General features: G+C 66.7%; 19 protein-coding genes. 10 read left to right on the forward strand and 9 right to left on the reverse strand.

Annotation, left to right across the window (positions count from 1 at the left end; all coding sequences use genetic code 11):
- The 4 genes from VFG33_RS17015 to VFG33_RS17030 form a co-directional block, all read left to right on the forward strand.
- Positions 1 to 86, forward strand: an 86-nt coding sequence (locus tag VFG33_RS17015; protein ID WP_325053872.1) for a BBE domain-containing protein, incomplete at its 5' end; no start/stop codon positions are given.
- 19 nt (positions 87 to 105) lie between these two features.
- Positions 106 to 237, forward strand: coding sequence for a hypothetical protein (locus VFG33_RS17020; protein WP_325053854.1), 132 nt, complete (start codon positions 106 to 108; stop codon positions 235 to 237).
- A gap of 25 nt (positions 238 to 262) precedes the next feature.
- A complete protein-coding gene (locus VFG33_RS17025) occupies positions 263 to 1,180 on the forward strand; it encodes an NAD-dependent epimerase/dehydratase family protein (RefSeq protein WP_325053855.1) in 918 nt (305 codons plus the stop codon).
- An 11-nt stretch (positions 1,181 to 1,191) separates the two neighbouring features.
- Positions 1,192 to 1,575, forward strand: a complete 384-nt coding sequence (locus VFG33_RS17030) for a PPOX class F420-dependent oxidoreductase (RefSeq protein ID WP_325053856.1) — start codon at positions 1,192 to 1,194, stop codon at positions 1,573 to 1,575.
- Here the strand turns inward: VFG33_RS17030 and VFG33_RS17035 are convergent.
- The 4 genes from VFG33_RS17035 to VFG33_RS17050 all read right to left on the reverse strand — a co-directional run bounded on the left by VFG33_RS17035 (position 1,572) and on the right by VFG33_RS17050 (position 4,259).
- A complete protein-coding gene (locus VFG33_RS17035; protein ID WP_325053857.1) occupies positions 1,572 to 1,742 on the reverse strand; it encodes a hypothetical protein in 171 nt (56 codons plus the stop codon). The two genes, VFG33_RS17030 and VFG33_RS17035, sit on opposite strands and share 4 nt — an antisense overlap.
- Before the next feature lie 217 nt (positions 1,743 to 1,959).
- Positions 1,960 to 2,685: a DUF4389 domain-containing protein gene (locus tag VFG33_RS17040; RefSeq protein WP_325053858.1), complete on the reverse strand. Its 726-nt coding sequence runs from the start codon at positions 2,683 to 2,685 to the stop codon at positions 1,960 to 1,962.
- 74 nt (positions 2,686 to 2,759) lie between these two features.
- Complete coding sequence (locus tag VFG33_RS17045) at positions 2,760 to 3,293, reverse strand: DUF4386 domain-containing protein (protein ID WP_325053859.1); 534 nt, start codon at positions 3,291 to 3,293, stop codon at positions 2,760 to 2,762.
- Between the two features lie 267 nt (positions 3,294 to 3,560).
- The gene (locus VFG33_RS17050) at positions 3,561 to 4,259 is read right to left on the reverse strand and encodes a GAF and ANTAR domain-containing protein (RefSeq protein WP_325053860.1); all 699 of its coding nucleotides are present in this window, start codon (positions 4,257 to 4,259) and stop codon (positions 3,561 to 3,563) included.
- Between the two features lie 157 nt (positions 4,260 to 4,416).
- Between VFG33_RS17050 and VFG33_RS17055 the strand changes: the two genes are divergently transcribed.
- The 6 genes from VFG33_RS17055 (at position 4,417) to VFG33_RS17080 (ending at position 8,704) form a co-directional block, all read left to right on the forward strand.
- Positions 4,417 to 4,875 carry a DUF4383 domain-containing protein gene (locus VFG33_RS17055; protein ID WP_325053861.1) on the forward strand — a complete coding sequence of 153 codons (459 nt, stop codon included), beginning with the start codon at positions 4,417 to 4,419 and terminating at the stop codon, positions 4,873 to 4,875.
- Between the two features lie 357 nt (positions 4,876 to 5,232).
- On the forward strand, positions 5,233 to 5,982 hold the full coding sequence (locus tag VFG33_RS17060; protein WP_325053862.1) for a sigma-70 family RNA polymerase sigma factor: 750 nt from the start codon (positions 5,233 to 5,235) through the stop codon (positions 5,980 to 5,982).
- Between the two features lie 79 nt (positions 5,983 to 6,061).
- Positions 6,062 to 6,727: a hypothetical protein gene (locus tag VFG33_RS17065; RefSeq protein WP_325053863.1), complete on the forward strand. Its 666-nt coding sequence runs from the start codon at positions 6,062 to 6,064 to the stop codon at positions 6,725 to 6,727.
- Positions 6,724 to 7,149 carry a phage holin family protein gene (locus tag VFG33_RS17070; RefSeq protein WP_325053864.1) on the forward strand — a complete coding sequence of 142 codons (426 nt, stop codon included), beginning with the start codon at positions 6,724 to 6,726 and terminating at the stop codon, positions 7,147 to 7,149. The genes VFG33_RS17065 and VFG33_RS17070 overlap by 4 nt, the downstream gene beginning before the upstream one ends.
- Positions 7,125 to 7,751, forward strand: a complete 627-nt coding sequence (locus VFG33_RS17075) for a DUF3618 domain-containing protein (RefSeq protein WP_325053865.1) — start codon at positions 7,125 to 7,127, stop codon at positions 7,749 to 7,751. Before VFG33_RS17070 ends, VFG33_RS17075 begins: the two co-directional genes overlap by 25 nt.
- A gap of 32 nt (positions 7,752 to 7,783) precedes the next feature.
- Complete coding sequence (locus tag VFG33_RS17080) at positions 7,784 to 8,704, forward strand: YihY/virulence factor BrkB family protein (protein ID WP_325053866.1); 921 nt, start codon at positions 7,784 to 7,786, stop codon at positions 8,702 to 8,704.
- A 200-nt stretch (positions 8,705 to 8,904) separates the two neighbouring features.
- On the opposite strand, the gene VFG33_RS17085 is transcribed toward VFG33_RS17080, so the two are convergent.
- From VFG33_RS17085 to VFG33_RS17105, 5 genes are all read right to left on the reverse strand, one after another.
- The gene (locus VFG33_RS17085) at positions 8,905 to 10,992 is read right to left on the reverse strand and encodes a catalase (RefSeq protein ID WP_325053867.1); all 2,088 of its coding nucleotides are present in this window, start codon (positions 10,990 to 10,992) and stop codon (positions 8,905 to 8,907) included.
- Between the two features lie 9 nt (positions 10,993 to 11,001).
- Positions 11,002 to 11,751 carry a glycosyltransferase family 2 protein gene (locus tag VFG33_RS17090; RefSeq protein ID WP_325053868.1) on the reverse strand — a complete coding sequence of 250 codons (750 nt, stop codon included), beginning with the start codon at positions 11,749 to 11,751 and terminating at the stop codon, positions 11,002 to 11,004.
- Positions 11,748 to 13,034 (reverse strand): PIG-L family deacetylase, encoded by a 1,287-nt coding sequence (locus tag VFG33_RS17095; protein WP_325053869.1) that lies wholly within the window; start codon positions 13,032 to 13,034, stop codon positions 11,748 to 11,750. The genes VFG33_RS17090 and VFG33_RS17095 overlap by 4 nt, the downstream gene beginning before the upstream one ends.
- On the reverse strand, positions 13,031 to 13,999 hold the full coding sequence (locus tag VFG33_RS17100) for an acyl-CoA dehydrogenase family protein (protein ID WP_325053870.1): 969 nt from the start codon (positions 13,997 to 13,999) through the stop codon (positions 13,031 to 13,033). The genes VFG33_RS17095 and VFG33_RS17100 overlap by 4 nt, the downstream gene beginning before the upstream one ends.
- Positions 14,000 to 14,003: 4 nt before the next feature.
- A partial coding sequence (locus VFG33_RS17105; RefSeq protein WP_325053871.1) for an SDR family NAD(P)-dependent oxidoreductase occupies positions 14,004 to 14,643 on the reverse strand: 640 nt, incomplete at its 5' end.

Here is a 14,643-nt window from a genome sequence, read left to right on the forward strand (position 1 = left end):
ACCACGCAGGCAACTGTCCACGGCTGACCGCGGTCAAGAGCGCCTACGACCCGCACCGGTTCTTCACCTTCCCGCAAGCCATCTGATCATCAGTCAAGGAGAGCTATGAGCAAGGTCATCAGCGCCCACGCCGTCTCGGTCGACGGCTACATCAGTGGCCGCACTCCCGACGGCAGCGACGAGTTCGGCGGAGCGCTGACCTCCGGCTCCTGGAGGCCATCCCGGCGCCCGGTGTGACCCACCTCTACTACGAGGTGATCCGATGATCCTCGTCACCGGAGGGCTGGGCATGATCGGCGCTCATACCGCCCGCGCACTCGTCGATCTAGGCCAAGAGGTCGTCGTCACCTCCCATCGCCAGGCCGAGATCCCGTCGTTCCTCGACGGCAAGGTGACCGTGGAATCCCTCGACGTCACCGACGCCGAAGCTTTCCTTGCCCTCGGCAAACGTCACGCGGTCAGCGACATCGTCCATCTCGCCGGCAGCATCCCCGAGGACCCGGTCAGCTTCTTTCGGAAGGACCTGGCCGGCCTGCTCAACGCACTGGACGCCGCCCGCACCTGGGGCGTCCGCAGGTGCGCTGTCGCCAGCAGCCTGGGCGTGTACATCGGACGGAGCGAGATCCCCTGGCATGAGGAGCTCGATCTGCCGACTGTGGCGCTGCCGCACCTGATCGTCGCCTTCAAGAAGTCCGTCGAGCCACTGACCACGCACAGCCTCCAAGGCAGTGGCGTTCAACCGGTCGTCCTTCGGATCGGGAGCACCTGGGGACCGCTGATGGATCCGGAATCACCGTTCAACCCGATCCCGCCGTACATCAGCGCTGTGCTCCGCGGTGAGAAGCCGCGGCCCTTGTACGCCGCCGGTGGTGGTGACTTCTGCTACTCCCCCGACGCCGGACGCGCGATCGCCTTACTGATGACCACGGAAACCCTGCGGCACGACACCTACAACGTCTCCAGCGGCCGGCCGCACACCAACCGCGAGCTCGCGGACGCCCTGGAAGCGATCACCCCCGGCCTGCGGCTCGACGTCCTCCCCGGACGGCAGGACGGTCCTGGCGACAACCCGTACCTCGATATCGCCCGGCTCACCCACGACACCGGCTTCACGCCGACCTTCGATGTCGCCAAGGCGGTCGCCGACTACGTCGCGTGGCGCGCCGAAAACCCTCGCTGAAGGAGCACCCCATGCTTGATCCCCACGTACGCCGCGTCCTCGACGGCACGTCGATCGGACACGTCGCCACCGTCCTCCCGGACGGCTCACCTCATACCGCTCCCGTGTTCGTCGGCACCCACGGCGACCGCATCGTCTTCTTCACCGGTCCGGGGATGCGCAAAGCCCGCAACCTGCGCCGGGATCCGCGGGTGGCACTGTCCATCGCGCCGGTCGACAACCCGTTCGAGCCCGTTGTCATTCGCGGGCGGGTGGTCGAATGGATCGACGGTGATGCGGGCTGGGAGATCGTCGATCGCCTGGCCAGGAAGTACACCGGTTCGCCGTACCCAAGAGGAGACGAACGCGTCGCCCTCGTCATCGACCCCGACCACCAAACCGTCGGCGTCGGCTAAACACCGGCCGGGAACTCCTCCGTCGCCTGCCGGACGAACGGGTGCAGAAACAACATCAGCGGGTCTTGGTGAAACAACTCCTCGATGGCCGCAGTACTGCCGTCGACCATCCGCGCCCCACACATCGGCATGCCAAGGTGCACCCGCCACGCGGGCAAGTCGCTCATCGGCAACGCGGCAGCAAACGCAGCGTCCGTCCTCGGCGCATCCAACATGTGCCACGTAACTACCAACGGCGCCGGCCCCTCGCCAGCCGGCGCCAAAGCAGTGAACGGTACGCCGGCAGCCGTGCCCGTCATCGTTGAGTGCATGCGGCAACAGTAGGTCGCCAACCGCCTACCAGGCTTCGGTTTTTGCCACCAGCAGACAGCCGTCCGCTGCGGTTCAGGGTGTCGTTTCGACCGGCTCTGGTGCGCCGCCCGAGACAGGCGGAACGGCAAGGGTAGGGTCGCCGCCGCCTTGGTCGAGGCGGAACGGCGGGTACACATCCGTCATCAGGGCCGCATAGCCCGCGACCCGTAGTGCCCAACGGTTCATGCCGAGAATCAGGTCGTAGAGCGGTCGAGGATAGGCGCCGGTGAACGCAAGGATGATCGCGGCGATGATCACAAGGATCCCCACCAGTCCACCGCTGCCGCCGACGTTCCATTGCCAGTTGTCGGACCGGTTGGCAGCCCACGCTCCACCACCGACGAAGACGCCGACGATGATGTAGTGCGGGATCGCGAGCAGCCACCACTTCACCAGCACCAGCCCCCGGGACAGGCGCTCGGGGTAATCGACGGACAGGTGTGCGGGATAGTCCTCGACCTCCCGCAGGGTGAAGGGCGGATATTGGTCGGTGCCGAGCGCGCCGTAGGCGTAGTACGTCACCCGCCAGGACCACCGCATCACGCCGACGTTGTAGTCGAAGATGGCGCGCGGATAGCGGCCGGTGAAGAGGATCGCGAAGAACGCGACGACAGAGCAGAGCATGAAGCCGAGCCACAAGAACGCCAGTACTACGTAGTGCGGGATCACCAGGACCCACTTCACCAACCACAGCCACCTCGACGACTTCGGATCCAGCGCGGCATTCACGTGCACGGGATAAACCACAGATGTTGCCACTACAACCATCTCCCAGCGGACTTGCTTGATGAGAAGGGATCCTCGGACGGGAAGACACCCCTGGCCACTGCGTCTCAGCCGAGAGGCAGCGGTGTCCTTCCTTCGACCTCAGGGGATCTCAGCGCGGTGATCGCCGACTGCTTGAAGCCCCTGGCGATCATCCAGATCGCCACGCTGACCTCCCACGCGAACACCGGGAGCGCCAGGACCGTGTGGACGCCCTGCCCGTAGACCCCGAACAGCATCGCGGTCGCTGACAAGCACGTGATCGAGCCTCCGACCATCCCCAGTACCGTGATGGCCCGCGGTACCAGGTCTGCTCGATACATCAGATAGGCCAGCAGGAAGCTGTTGATTCCCAGGACCCAGCTCGGCCCGAGCAGGAAGGTCCAGTCGTGGATCCCCACCAGAGCACGCTCGACTGTGGCGACCCCGGCGCTGCCGGCGTCCGCAGTACCGGCCAGGTCCTGGCGAAGTGTGACGACCGTGAGGACGCTGACGGCGCCGACCACGATGATCGCGGCCTCCAGAAGCCGTCCGCAGACGTAGCCGAGTGCGATGCTGTGGTTCTGGCGTTTGACCACCGGACCCGACCAGATAACTGCCATCGCGCAGAACCGGCTGGAAGAACACGCCCGCGACAAGCGCGGTACGTCTGGTAGCACTCATGGACGCCATGCGAGTGAGCCCCCTGCAGCAGCCCCCCGGCCACTCATAGTTGTCTCCGACGAACACGCCTGAGACAACCACCCGCATACGCCCTCTTGCCGCTCACCATCCTCGCGACAACCACCCCTGTCAACGCCCAACTCCCTCGCGCTTGCCGACCATCGACCGAAACCCAGGGTGGTTCAAAATCCGCCCGATCGTGGCACCTATGCGCGGCGGTGGTCTTGTCCGCCCTTGCGTCCGGCGTCGGCGACGAGTTCTTCGGACAGCCGGTTGAGCTTGACGTTCCCGTGCTGGGAGAGCCTGGTGAGGAAGGCGAAGGCCCGCTCGTCGGTGAGGGCGTATCGCTCCATCACGATGCCGATCGCCTGGCCGATCGTCCGCCGTGTGTGCAGCGCTTCCTGCAGATTGTGGATCTCCCGCGCGTACCCGATCGCGATGGCCGACTGGTGGGTGAAGAGCTGGTTGATGGCACTGAGGTCCTCGAACTGACCGACGGTGGTCGAGTAGAGGTTGAGCGCGCCCTGCGATCTCGGCGCGTCGAAGAGCCGAAGGCCGGCCTGCGCCCGAATCCCTGCCGCCACGGCGCTGGCCGCATACAGCGGAAATCGCTCGTCAGCGGCCAGATCCGGCGCGAGAACATGCACGCTGTCGGTCGCGGCCTCGTAACAGGGCCCCTCGTGGAGCTCGTACTGCGCCGCGTCGACGCCCCACAACACGTCATCGGTGGGCGCGACCGTCTCCAGCCTGTCATCGCTGTGCTTCACCGTGATGCTGGCGTAGTCCACCTCGTCCAGGACCTCGACCGCGGCCGCGGTGATGCGGCTCAGCGTATGGTCCAGGTCACCTGGAGTCAGCGACCTCGACAGCCGTCGAGCTGTCTCGGCCAGAGCTGAGTCATCCATACCTCGCGAGTACCCGATCCGACCTATCCGAAGCCCTCTTCGTCGCTTACTCGGACAGACCGAGGTTCGGCCGGGGTACCGACTGTCGCGAACAGGTCTTTGGCCACCCCTGTCGGGCGTTTCAGCTGCCCGGCGAACCACAGGAAGAAGCTCGAGCATGTCGCAGACCAGGCCGTCCAGCATGACCGCAACACCGATCCAAAGGGCCACGACGGCGATAGCCGTCGTCTTCCTCGCCGTGGGAGTTCTCGGGTTCATCCCTGGCATCACGACCGACTACGACAGCATGATGTTCGGGGGCCACCACTCCGGGGCCATGCTGCTCGGGTTGTTCCAGGTGTCGATCCTGCACAACATTGTCCATCTGCTGTTCGGCATCGTCGGACTTGCCCTGGCGCGATCGGCCCCCCAAGCCCTTATGTACCTCATCGGTGGCGGAGCGGTGTACCTGGTGCTGTGGATCTACGGTGCAGTCATCGACCGGGCCAGCACCGCGAACTTCGTGCCGCTGAACACTGCCGACAACTGGCTCCACCTAGTGCTCGGTATCGGAATGATCGGTGCCGGCATCGCCCTGTCGCGTGATCTCTCGCGCAGGAAGACGTCCCACCCCTGACGCGCGTCCTCGAGGATTACCTCTGGGCACCGACCGTGCAGGACGCTCGGTCGCTCGAGAGGCGGGGTCGTTCAGGTTCCCGGCGTTGAGAAGCCAGCGTCAGGAACCGTGCATTCGACCTCTGAATCTGATCCGGTACCCAGCGCTATTCAGTTCGAGACCGAACTTGTGCACTTCGTCGTGTCAGCGCTGTTCGGTGCATCGGGGGTGTGGGTGCAGGGTACCGGCTGCCTTGTTCGCTAGTGGTCCGGAAGGTGGCTGCTACGTAACGCTCAACTTTCCGAGGTACCAGTGACTACCCTTCCCTGCCATCCTTTTTCCCCGCTCGAAGTCACTCTCTCGCCGGAGCAGCGCGCTGTGCGGGAAGCATCGACCAAGGCACTGCTTGAACGTCGTGGGCGATCCACCGACGAAATCGAACGGCATCGACTGCTCGAACAAGCGGTGGAGCTGAACGCCGATGTCGCGCGCTCGATCGCTTCCCGCTATCGCAACCGTGGCGTCGACCTGGACGACCTCGAACAAGCTGCCAGTCTGGGCCTGGTCGGCGCGGCACATCGCTACCGGCCGGAGCTTGACGTCCCCTTCCTCGGTTTCGCCATCCCCACCATCCGGGGCGAGGTCAAGCGGTACTTCCGCGACCACGCCTGGATGATCCGGATCCCGCGCCGATTGCAGGAACTCCAACGGCTGATCGCCACCACCGCACCCCAGCTCAAACAGGAACTCGGCCGCCAGCCGACCTCAGGGGAGATCGCCAACCGGCTTCAGGTCGATGTAGCGGACGTCGAACGAGCATCCGCCGCGCACGGATACTTCAACCTGCTATCGCTCGACCAGCCGCTTGATCCGGCCGGCGACCTGAGGCTCCTGGATCTCGTGCCGGGCAACGAGGACCAGACACTGCTCGAGTTCGAACAGGTCAGTCAGTTGCAGCCCGCGCTGGATGACTTGCCTTCGCGGGAACGGCGGATCTTGGAGTTGCGCTTCGTCGAAGGGTGGTCGCAGGCGGCTATCGGCGCCGATGTCGGCGTCAGCCAGATGCAGATCTCCCGGATTCTCGGCCGGGTTCTGGACGATCTGCGCAACCGGCTGCTCGCTGCGTGACAGGAGTGCGAGTTCAGGGGTTTCACCTGCCAGAACCGGGCTACCTAAGCGCCTCGAACATTTCGGAAGGAGTCATCTCATGACGCCCACCACAGATCATCGGACGGACGTCGAAAGTCCGCCGGGTACGACTGACGGCGTAACGGGAGCCGCACGCGAGGAAGCCGGACACCTCAAGGACACGTCCGGCGAAGCCGTCCGCCAAGTAGCCGACACTGTCAAGGAGAAGGCGTCCGACGTGACCTCCGACGTCCGCCGGCAGACTCGGCAGCTGGTCGGCCAGACGCGAGACCAACTGGTCGATCAGGCCGGCCAGCAGAAGGACAAGGCTGCCGAAAGCCTGCGCTCCGTCGCAGACGAACTCCGGGGAATGGCTGAGCATGGCCAATCCAGCTGGGGCAGCCAGCTGGCCGGGCACGGGGCCGACTTCAGCCACCAGGCGGCTGACTTCCTTCAGGAGCACCAGCCAGGCGAACTCCTGGACGAGGTTCGCGGCTTCGCTCGCAGGAAGCCCGGCACCTTCTTGATCGGCGCCGCGATCGTCGGCGTGCTGGCCGGTCGCCTGACGCGTGCGTTGGCAGCAGGCGACACCGGTACGACGACCGGCACCACAGGCGGACGGAGTACGGGGAGCACAAGCAACGGCCAGTCGTACGCCATGCCGGTCGATGAGGAGTACCTCGTTCCGCCGCCGGCCACAGCTCCACCGGTCGCAGCGACTACTCCCCCGCCGGACCTGAGATGACCATCGGCGGATCGACACCCCTGGACGGTTCACATCCGGCGTCGACGGAGGACTCGCTCGGCGAGATCGTCTCGCAGCTGACCACTGACCTCGGCACGCTGACGAGGCAGGAGCTCGCGCTGGCGAAAGCCGAACTGCAGGCAGAGGCGAAGAAGGCCGGCAAAGGCGCCGGCCTGCTCGGCGGCGCCGCCTTCGCCGGCTGGATGGTCGCCCTCTTCCTCTCCCTGACGGCGATGTGGGCTCTGGACGAGGCGATGGACCTCATCTGGTCGGCATTGATCGTCGCGGCCGTCTGGGCGATCGCCGCCGCCGTACTCGCGATGCGGGGTCGCAAGGAACTACGGGACGTCAGCCCCAAGCCGGAACAGACAGTCGAATCCCTCAAGGAGGACGCGAAATGGCTGAAGACACAGAAGAGCTGAAGCGCGACATCGAGCAGACCCGGCGCAACCTCGGCCAAGACGTCGACGCCCTGACGGAGAAGGTCAGCCCGGCCCACATGGTCGGTCGACGGGTCGAGCGTGCGCGGGGCGGCGTGAGCCGGCTGAAGGGGCACGTGATGGGCACCGCGGAGTCGGTTCGCGACACGGTCACCGACTCAGCCGGCTCGGCCACCTCATCCGTCCAGGACGCGGGGTCCACGGTCGGCGATGCGGTGAGCTCGGCACCAGGCCGGGCCCGCGCACAAACACGCGGTACTCCGCTCGCAGCCGGCCTGGTCGCGTTCGCAACAGGGTGGATCGTCGCAGCCGCGTTGCCGCCCTCGGCCAAAGAGCGCGAACTGGCACAGGAGACCAAGGACAAAGCGATGGAGCCGGTCAAGGAGCAGGCGGTCCAGGCCGCTCAGGAGGTGAAGGACAGCCTGCAGCAGCCGGCGCAGGAAGCCGTCGAAAGCGTTCGGCAGTCCGCCTCGGACGCGGCGTCCGCAGTAGCTGAGGATGGCCGTGAGGCTGCGCAACACGTCGCTCACGAGTCCAAGGACTCGGCCGATGCGGTTCGCCAGGCCGGCTCGCCCAGTAGCTGATGAACCAGCCCCAGCGTCCTGGGCCACCAGGAGTGAATGCTGACCAGCCGGCGGAGATTCCAGCCGCCGGCTGGTGGCAGGTCACCAAGCGAGCGTGGGCCGAGGCGAAGTCCGACCAAGTGCCCTTGATCGCGGCCGGGGTGGCGTTCTTCGGTTTTCTCTCGTTGTTTCCGGCGGTCGTGGCCGCGGTTCTCGCCTACGGGTTGATCGCCGACCCGGCGCAGATCCGAACCCAGACCCAGGATCTCGCAGCTGCGATGCCGGCGTCGGCGCGTGACCTCCTTCTCGGGCAGATCGACGCACTGACCTCGGCGCCGAGGCAAGGCCTCGGTCTCGGCCTGGCCGTCGCCGTTCTCGTTGCTCTGTGGAGTGCGTCCGGCGGGACGGGCTATCTGATCACCGCAGTGAACCTCGCGTACGACGAGGACGAGACCCGTGGATTCGTCCGCCGCAAAGTGCTGGCGCTGAGCCTGACACTCGGGGCGATCATCTTCCTGCTGCTGGCGATCGGCCTGTTCGCCGTCGGGGCGGCGATCACCGACGGTGTGCCGACAGTGGTTCGCGTTCTGCTCGAGATCGCCAGGCTGGCGGTCGCCCTGATTCTCATCACAGTCGCGCTCGCCGTCATCTACCGTGTGGCGCCCGCTCGCGATGCGCCGCGGCTGCGCTGGGTGTCCGTAGGCGCGGCGGTCGGGACCATCATCTGGTTGATCGCCTCCATCGGCTTCTCGTTCTACGTCGCCACGTTCGGCAGCTATGCCAAGACCTACGGGAGCCTGGCCGCGGTCGTCATCCTGATGCTCTGGCTGTGGCTGACCGTCTACGCGATCCTGCTGGGCGCCGAGATCAACGCTGAGAGCGAAGAGCAGACAGCCCGCGACACCACCAGGGGCGAACCCCGCCCACTCGGTGAGCGAGGCGCGGTGAAGGCCGACTCCCTTCCGCAGCAATGATGGCGCTTGCGGTTCGAACGCCGCCCGGCGCGGCCAGAACGAGCTGAGCACCGTCCCTGGCGAACGCTCTCGGCGTCGGTGGGCGTCTGGATCACGGGGTCCGGGACGTCGGAGTACGAGATCTTGCGCTTGCCCTACAGGTCAGTGCTTTCACTGTGAACCTTCCCGGAGGCCGGCGTGGGCCGGCCGTTGCCTGGTGGTCAGAAGGACGCCATCACGAGGTCCGCGCGCTCCCAGACCCGGTGCAGGCCGATCGCGTCCAGAAGTTCGGAGGTGAAGGGCTTCGCGATGTCTTCGCCGAGCAGGACTCCGGGCGCGGCGGTGTCGATCCCGGCCGCCGCGAGAACCTGGTCGCCGTCTCCCCAGGCGCCGATCACCTTGCAGTGCCGGAACAACTCGGCCAGGAGGACGGACAGCTTGATGTCCTTGAGATCGGCGATGCCCGAAGCGATCACGACGGCGTCGTACTCGATCGACCTCGTGGTGAGGAAGGTCCGCTCGACGACCTGCTCCGACCGGCCCCTCTTGACCACTCCCCCGGCGGGCGCGATGACCCGCAGTACGGCGCGTTGGGCTTCAACCGCCCGACGGAGCTTGGTGATGCCGGCGAGATCCGCTCCGGGAGCCGCGACCACACCGATCACCCGGCCCGTGATCGGACCCGGTGCCACCGGCAGCTGGGACAACGCCGGAGAGGGGACTGCCTCGGTCGGCCTGCCGGATGGCGCGGGCAGCCCGAGCCCCGCCGCGACCGCTGCGCACAAGTCGGCGTCGACGTTCGCCAGCACGCCCAGCATCCGCTCACGGATCGGCAGCTCGTAGCACTTTCCGAGCTCGAAGGTGAAAGCTTCGACGATGTGGACCTTCTCGATCTCGCTCATGCTCGACCAGAACAACGTCGCCTGGGAGAAGTGGTCGGCGAACGAGACCGGACTCTCCCGCACGGCCTGCCCCTCGATCTCGCGAGGCACCTGAACGTAGCCGCCCTCATCGTCGGCCGCCGGAACTGGCGAGCCGTCGATGCTGTTCGGCAGGTACGGCGAGACGCCCTGGTGGACCGCGGTCTGGTGCATGCCGTCGCGGAGGTTGTCGTTCACCGCCGCGTGCGGGCAGTTGATCGGGAGCTGGGTGAAGTTCGGACCGCCCAGGCGGGTGAGCTGGGTGTCCAGATAGGAGAACAGCCTCGCTTGCATCAGCGGGTCGTTGGTCACCTCGATGCCGCGCACCAGGTTCCCGGTGTGGAAGGCGACCTGCTCGGTCTCGGCGAAGTAGTTCGTCGGATTGCGGTCGAGCGTCAGCTTGCCCACCAACTGCACCTCGGCCAGCTCCTCCGGCACCAGCTTGGTGGGATCGAGGAGATCGATCCCCTCGAAGGTCTCGTCGGCGGAGTCAGGGAACACCTGCAGGCCGAGCTCGAACTCCAGCGGCGCGCCGGCCTCGATCCCGTCAGCCATGTCCCGGCGATGGAAGTCCGGATCGGTGCCCGCTGCCAGCTGCGCTTCCTCCCACACCAGCGAATGAACTCCGGCTACCGGTTTCCAGTGGAACTTGACCAACGATGACGCACCCTTGGCATTGGTGAGCCGGAAGGTGTGGACGCCGAACCCTTCCATCGTGCGATAGGAGCGCGGGATGCCACGATCCGACATCGCCCACATCACGTGGTGGGTCGCCTCGGTGTGCAGCGAGACGAAGTCCCAGAAGGTGTCATGCGCCGTCTGCGCCTGCGGGATCTCGCGATCCGGATGCGGCTTGGCGGCATGAATGATGTCGGGGAACTTGATGCCGTCCTGGATGAAGAAGACCGGCATGTTGTTGCCGACCAGGTCGAAGTTGCCCTCGTCGGTGTAGAACTTGACCGCGAAGCCCCGGACGTCGCGGACTGTGTCGGCCGAGCCTCGCGAGCCGACAACGGTCGAGAACCGCACGAAGACCGGCGTCTCGCGGCCCTTCTCCAGGAATCCGGCCTTCGTCGCCGAGACGGCGTTGCCATAGGCGGTGAAGGTGCCATGAGCCGCGGCGCCGCGAGCGTGGACCACTCGCTCGGGGATCCGCTCGTGGTCGAAATGGGTGATCTTCTCCCGCAGGTGGAAGTCTTCCAGCAGCGTCGGGCCCCGCGATCCCGCCTTCAGCGAGTGATCGGTGTCGGGCAGCCGAACCCCCTGCGCGGTGGTCAGGTGGTCACCGGTCTGGGCCCGCGTAACCCCCGCGCCGCCCGCAGGTGCCTTCTTGCCGGTCGGGCCCGCCGGCTTCGGTGCAGCTTGATCGGCTTTGGGTTTCGGGGGCATCGTGTCTCCTCAACAGGCTGGGTTAGCCGCGCCCCGGTACCCCGGCCTTGGCGGTCCAACCTGATCGGGCGAAACCAATCCGGACAGCAGGTCGGCAAGACCGTCCGTCGCTCTTCCGACCAGGCGGGAACTCGTGGCGACCGTCAGGTCCCGCGGTTGCCGGGTGCAGAAGCCGGCCTCTCTCAACCGGTACCACAGATCGCGGTCCTCGCCGGTCCGTAGCGGCCGGTAGCCACCCACTGCCAGGAACGCGCTCGCTCTGACACCGAAGTTCGCGCCGTGGACGTGATCGTGATCCAGCGGACGGATGCCTGCGGCAACCAGCTGCTGATACCGATCGCGCAGTACGGCGTTGAGATGCTCGGCTGGTTCCAGGGCGATGAGACCGGTGACGGCGTCGACCGTGTCGGCGTGGGCGAGCTGGTTGCCGACCCAGGCGGCAGACACGCGGGTATCGGCGTCGGTGCCCATCAGCCACACGGCAGCGGGATCATGACCGGCCAGCCTGTCCAGCACCTCGCGTACGCCGAGATCGCGTACCTCACCAAGGGAACGGGCTGCCTCGACGACCAGTACCGTCGCCGTCGGCATGACTGTCCGAGTGATCGACACAGTGGCATCGGTGCACCGATCGGCGACGACGCAGACCTCGACCCGCTGCCGGACACCGGCCAGCGATGTCGCCAGCGCGCGCAGGCATCGACCGATCGTCTGTTCTTCGTCGTGAGCCGGGATCACGACGCCGATCGCTTCGATCATCTGCGCCTGAGGACGTGCAGCAGGAACTCGGCGTCGACGTGCTCGACCAGCAACTCGAGTTCTTCTCGCGCCAGCAGGGCCCGGTGCACGGCCTCGCCGTCGCGGGTGCCCTCTGGCGCCCACGGCCTCCAGTGCACGGCCACGAGGTGGCCGCCCGGCTCGAGGACCGTCATGATCCCGTCCAGACTCGCCTCGAAGTCACGAGCGCCGAGGTAGTAGAGGATCTCGCTGAGAACGACGAGGTCGACCGAGCCGTCCGGTAGCGCGTCGGGCAGTGCGCCCAGCCTCACCTCGGCCGACGGCGCGGCCAGCCGAGCCCGCGCCACCGCGTCAGGGACCGGATCGTAGGCGAGCACCTCGTCCGCTCGCTTCACCAGCTCACGAGTGAGCTCGCCAACGCCACAAGCCGGCTCCAGGATCCGGCGGTAGCGCTCAGCCGGAAGTGCAGCCAGAACGACCGACCGCTTACGGCGCTCATACCAGCCCTCGGCTGTCTGCCAAGGATCATCCGCCGCGCGGTAGAGCTGCCTGAACCGCTCGATCGGAGCCGAGCCGGTTGGTGGTTCGCGGAACAGCACTTCGAAGTCGCGGTCGAAATGGGTGAGCATCAGCGGATCGACGATCGGCGCCTCCCCGTTCGGGCCCAGTACCAGCTGGGACTCGAAGGCCGCGATCGCCCTGGCCTTGCCGGACCGCTGGACAGCGGACAGCGTGGACCGGACGGCACGCGTCCACGGCGGCCTTTCGTCGGCGGGATCCATCCAGTGCCACATCCAGATCGGGTAGGACCACCGGTGCGCTTGCACTGGCGCTGCCGCCAGTCCCGCCCGGCCGACGGCCGCGTGGTCGGGATGAGGATCCTCCGGCCAGGGAACCAGCACGCAGTCTGCGTCTTCAAGCACTTCCCTGAGGAGCTCGGTCAGCTCGACCTCGTGCCCGGCGATGCCGGAATCGGGCAGGCCCAGGAACTGCACGCGGACATCGTCGAGATTCAGCAACTTGAGCGCATCGGTCAGCTCCACTCGGCGCCGGGCTGCGAGCTCGGACCGCGCCCGCAGGTCAAGGGCCGGGAACGCTGCCTCACCGTCGCTGACCACGATCATGCGGATCGCGGCACCGGCCGCGTGCAGGGCCTGGACGGTCCCGGCCACGCCAAGGGTCTCGTCATCCGGATGTGCTGCCAGTACTGCGACCTGCCGTGGTGCTGACGTGTCCAGTCCGGGAAGTTTCCGCGCGGCGAAGAACTTCGTCCAATCGGCTTCGGCCGTCAACTCCCGGGTCATCTGGTTCCCTCTACCGTGTCGAGTACCAACCGTCCCAGCGCGGCGTAATCGCGCTCGGCGTGATGCTGGCGGACATAGAGCTGAAGGTCCGCCAGGGCCTGGCTGAAGGACCGATCGCGAGACAGCGGAGTCGGACCGACCATTCGCGGAACACGGTCGACCACCGCGCGGGCGGTCTGCTCCGCGCCGGCCCGCAGCATCCAGATTCGTAGCATCAGGTCCGCGGTGGGATCCGCGTCGATGGTGGCGGCTGTCTCACGCAACAACGCACCGGTCGCCGCCAAGGACGTCTGCAGCTCGCCGAGATGGGCGAGCTGATGGTCGTCCGGTCCCTTGCCGCCAGTGATGAAGTCCTGAGTTCGCTCGACCAGCCCGAGCGAACCACCGAACCACACCGCGGCGACCCCTCCGCCACCCCACCAGAATCCGGGTCTGCCGGTGTAGAAGCCCGGCTCCCCCACTTGGTTGCCGGCCGCAACATCGTCGAAGCTGACGTCCGGGCTGTCCGATGCGTCCATCCCCAACGGCTGCCAGGTTCCGGCGTCGCGGGTGATCCCGGGCGTAGCCAACGGCTGGTCGACCAGGATGCTGTCGCCGTTCTCAGCGATCGCGGCTATCAACGCCCGGTCCACCGAATGCGCCCCTGAACAGAACCTGATCGTGCCGCCCAGCCGGTCACCCTTCAGAACAGCGCCGGTGCCTCCCGACCGCGCGGCCCATACGCCGTACAGAGCATCAGGGTCGGGCACCTGACCGGCCTGGCGCAGAATGGAGGTCGCGTCGGTATGACCTTCGGCCAGCCGGGCCAGAGCCAGATCCGTCCGGCCGAGGTCGAGCAGCGCCATCCAGCGCTCAGCCGTCCGTCCCGTACCCGGATCGGGTAGCTCGAGAGCGCCCTCGACCAGCAGTTCCTTCAAACGCCTGGCCACGGACCCCGCCGATCGGGTGCCTCTCCCGTCAGGCATCCACTCACTCCGTCTTGGCCGAGGCGCGGCGCGCGAGGTTGTCGAACAACCGGTCCGGAAGGAGGCGTCGTACCTTCGGGACAACCGTCGCCGCGAGCCCGGCGGCGTACCGCGTCTTCGGTCGTGGGGCGCTGACAGCGTGTTCGATCAGTTCGGCGACCGTCTGCGGACTCGCGCCTTCCTTGCTCTGCCGCCGGAGCGTGTCGCGGAACGCGTCCAGCCGTTCCCGATAGCGCTCGCTGGGCGGCAGCGCGTCGAGCGTCCTGGCCACCTTCGCCCACAACGGCGTCGAGATGGGGCCGGGCTCCACGATCACCACCTGGATCCCGTCGGGCGCGAGCTCTTGCCGCCACGTGTCACCGATGGCCTCGATCGCGTACTTCGAGGCGTGGTAAGCGCCGGCGAGCTGCACCGCGACGAGGCCGCCCATCGACCCGACGAACACCACTCTGCCGCCGCCGTCCGCCTGACCGCGACGTAGCAATGGCAGGGCGTGCTGGGTCATCCGGACGTGACCGATGACATTGACCTCCAACTGATGGCGCAGGCTGTCGATCGGCAGGGTCTCGAGCGGTCCCGCGATACCGTCCCCCGCGTTATTGACGAGGGCTGTCAAGCCGCCTTGATCCAGTTGCTTCTCGACG

Origin of the sequence: Kribbella sp. (genome assembly GCF_035687465.1) — a bacterium.
Taxonomy (GTDB): Bacteria; Actinomycetota; Actinomycetes; order Propionibacteriales; family Kribbellaceae; genus Kribbella.

What these genes read in the sequence shown, in the direction of transcription:
- VFG33_RS17075 (WP_325053865.1), top strand. Translation starts at nt 7,125, where the DNA reads ATGGCTGAAGACACAGAAGAGCTGAAGCGCGACATCGAGCAGACCCGG.
- VFG33_RS17045 (WP_325053859.1), bottom strand. Translation starts at nt 3,293, where the DNA reads ATGGCAGTTATCTGGTCGGGTCCGGTGGTCAAACGCCAGAACCACAGC.
- VFG33_RS17020 (WP_325053854.1), top strand. Translation starts at nt 106, where the DNA reads ATGAGCAAGGTCATCAGCGCCCACGCCGTCTCGGTCGACGGCTACATC.
- VFG33_RS17095 (WP_325053869.1), bottom strand. Translation starts at nt 13,034, where the DNA reads ATGACCCGGGAGTTGACGGCCGAAGCCGATTGGACGAAGTTCTTCGCC.
- VFG33_RS17065 (WP_325053863.1), top strand. Translation starts at nt 6,062, where the DNA reads ATGACGCCCACCACAGATCATCGGACGGACGTCGAAAGTCCGCCGGGT.
- VFG33_RS17030 (WP_325053856.1), top strand. Translation starts at nt 1,192, where the DNA reads ATGCTTGATCCCCACGTACGCCGCGTCCTCGACGGCACGTCGATCGGA.
- VFG33_RS17085 (WP_325053867.1), bottom strand. Translation starts at nt 10,992, where the DNA reads ATGCCCCCGAAACCCAAAGCCGATCAAGCTGCACCGAAGCCGGCGGGC.
- VFG33_RS17070 (WP_325053864.1), top strand. Translation starts at nt 6,724, where the DNA reads ATGACCATCGGCGGATCGACACCCCTGGACGGTTCACATCCGGCGTCG.
- VFG33_RS17055 (WP_325053861.1), top strand. Translation starts at nt 4,417, where the DNA reads ATGTCGCAGACCAGGCCGTCCAGCATGACCGCAACACCGATCCAAAGG.
- VFG33_RS17050 (WP_325053860.1), bottom strand. Translation starts at nt 4,259, where the DNA reads ATGGATGACTCAGCTCTGGCCGAGACAGCTCGACGGCTGTCGAGGTCG.
- VFG33_RS17090 (WP_325053868.1), bottom strand. Translation starts at nt 11,751, where the DNA reads ATGATCGAAGCGATCGGCGTCGTGATCCCGGCTCACGACGAAGAACAG.
- VFG33_RS17035 (WP_325053857.1), bottom strand. Translation starts at nt 1,742, where the DNA reads ATGAGCGACTTGCCCGCGTGGCGGGTGCACCTTGGCATGCCGATGTGT.
- VFG33_RS17025 (WP_325053855.1), top strand. Translation starts at nt 263, where the DNA reads ATGATCCTCGTCACCGGAGGGCTGGGCATGATCGGCGCTCATACCGCC.
- VFG33_RS17100 (WP_325053870.1), bottom strand. Translation starts at nt 13,999, where the DNA reads ATGCCTGACGGGAGAGGCACCCGATCGGCGGGGTCCGTGGCCAGGCGT.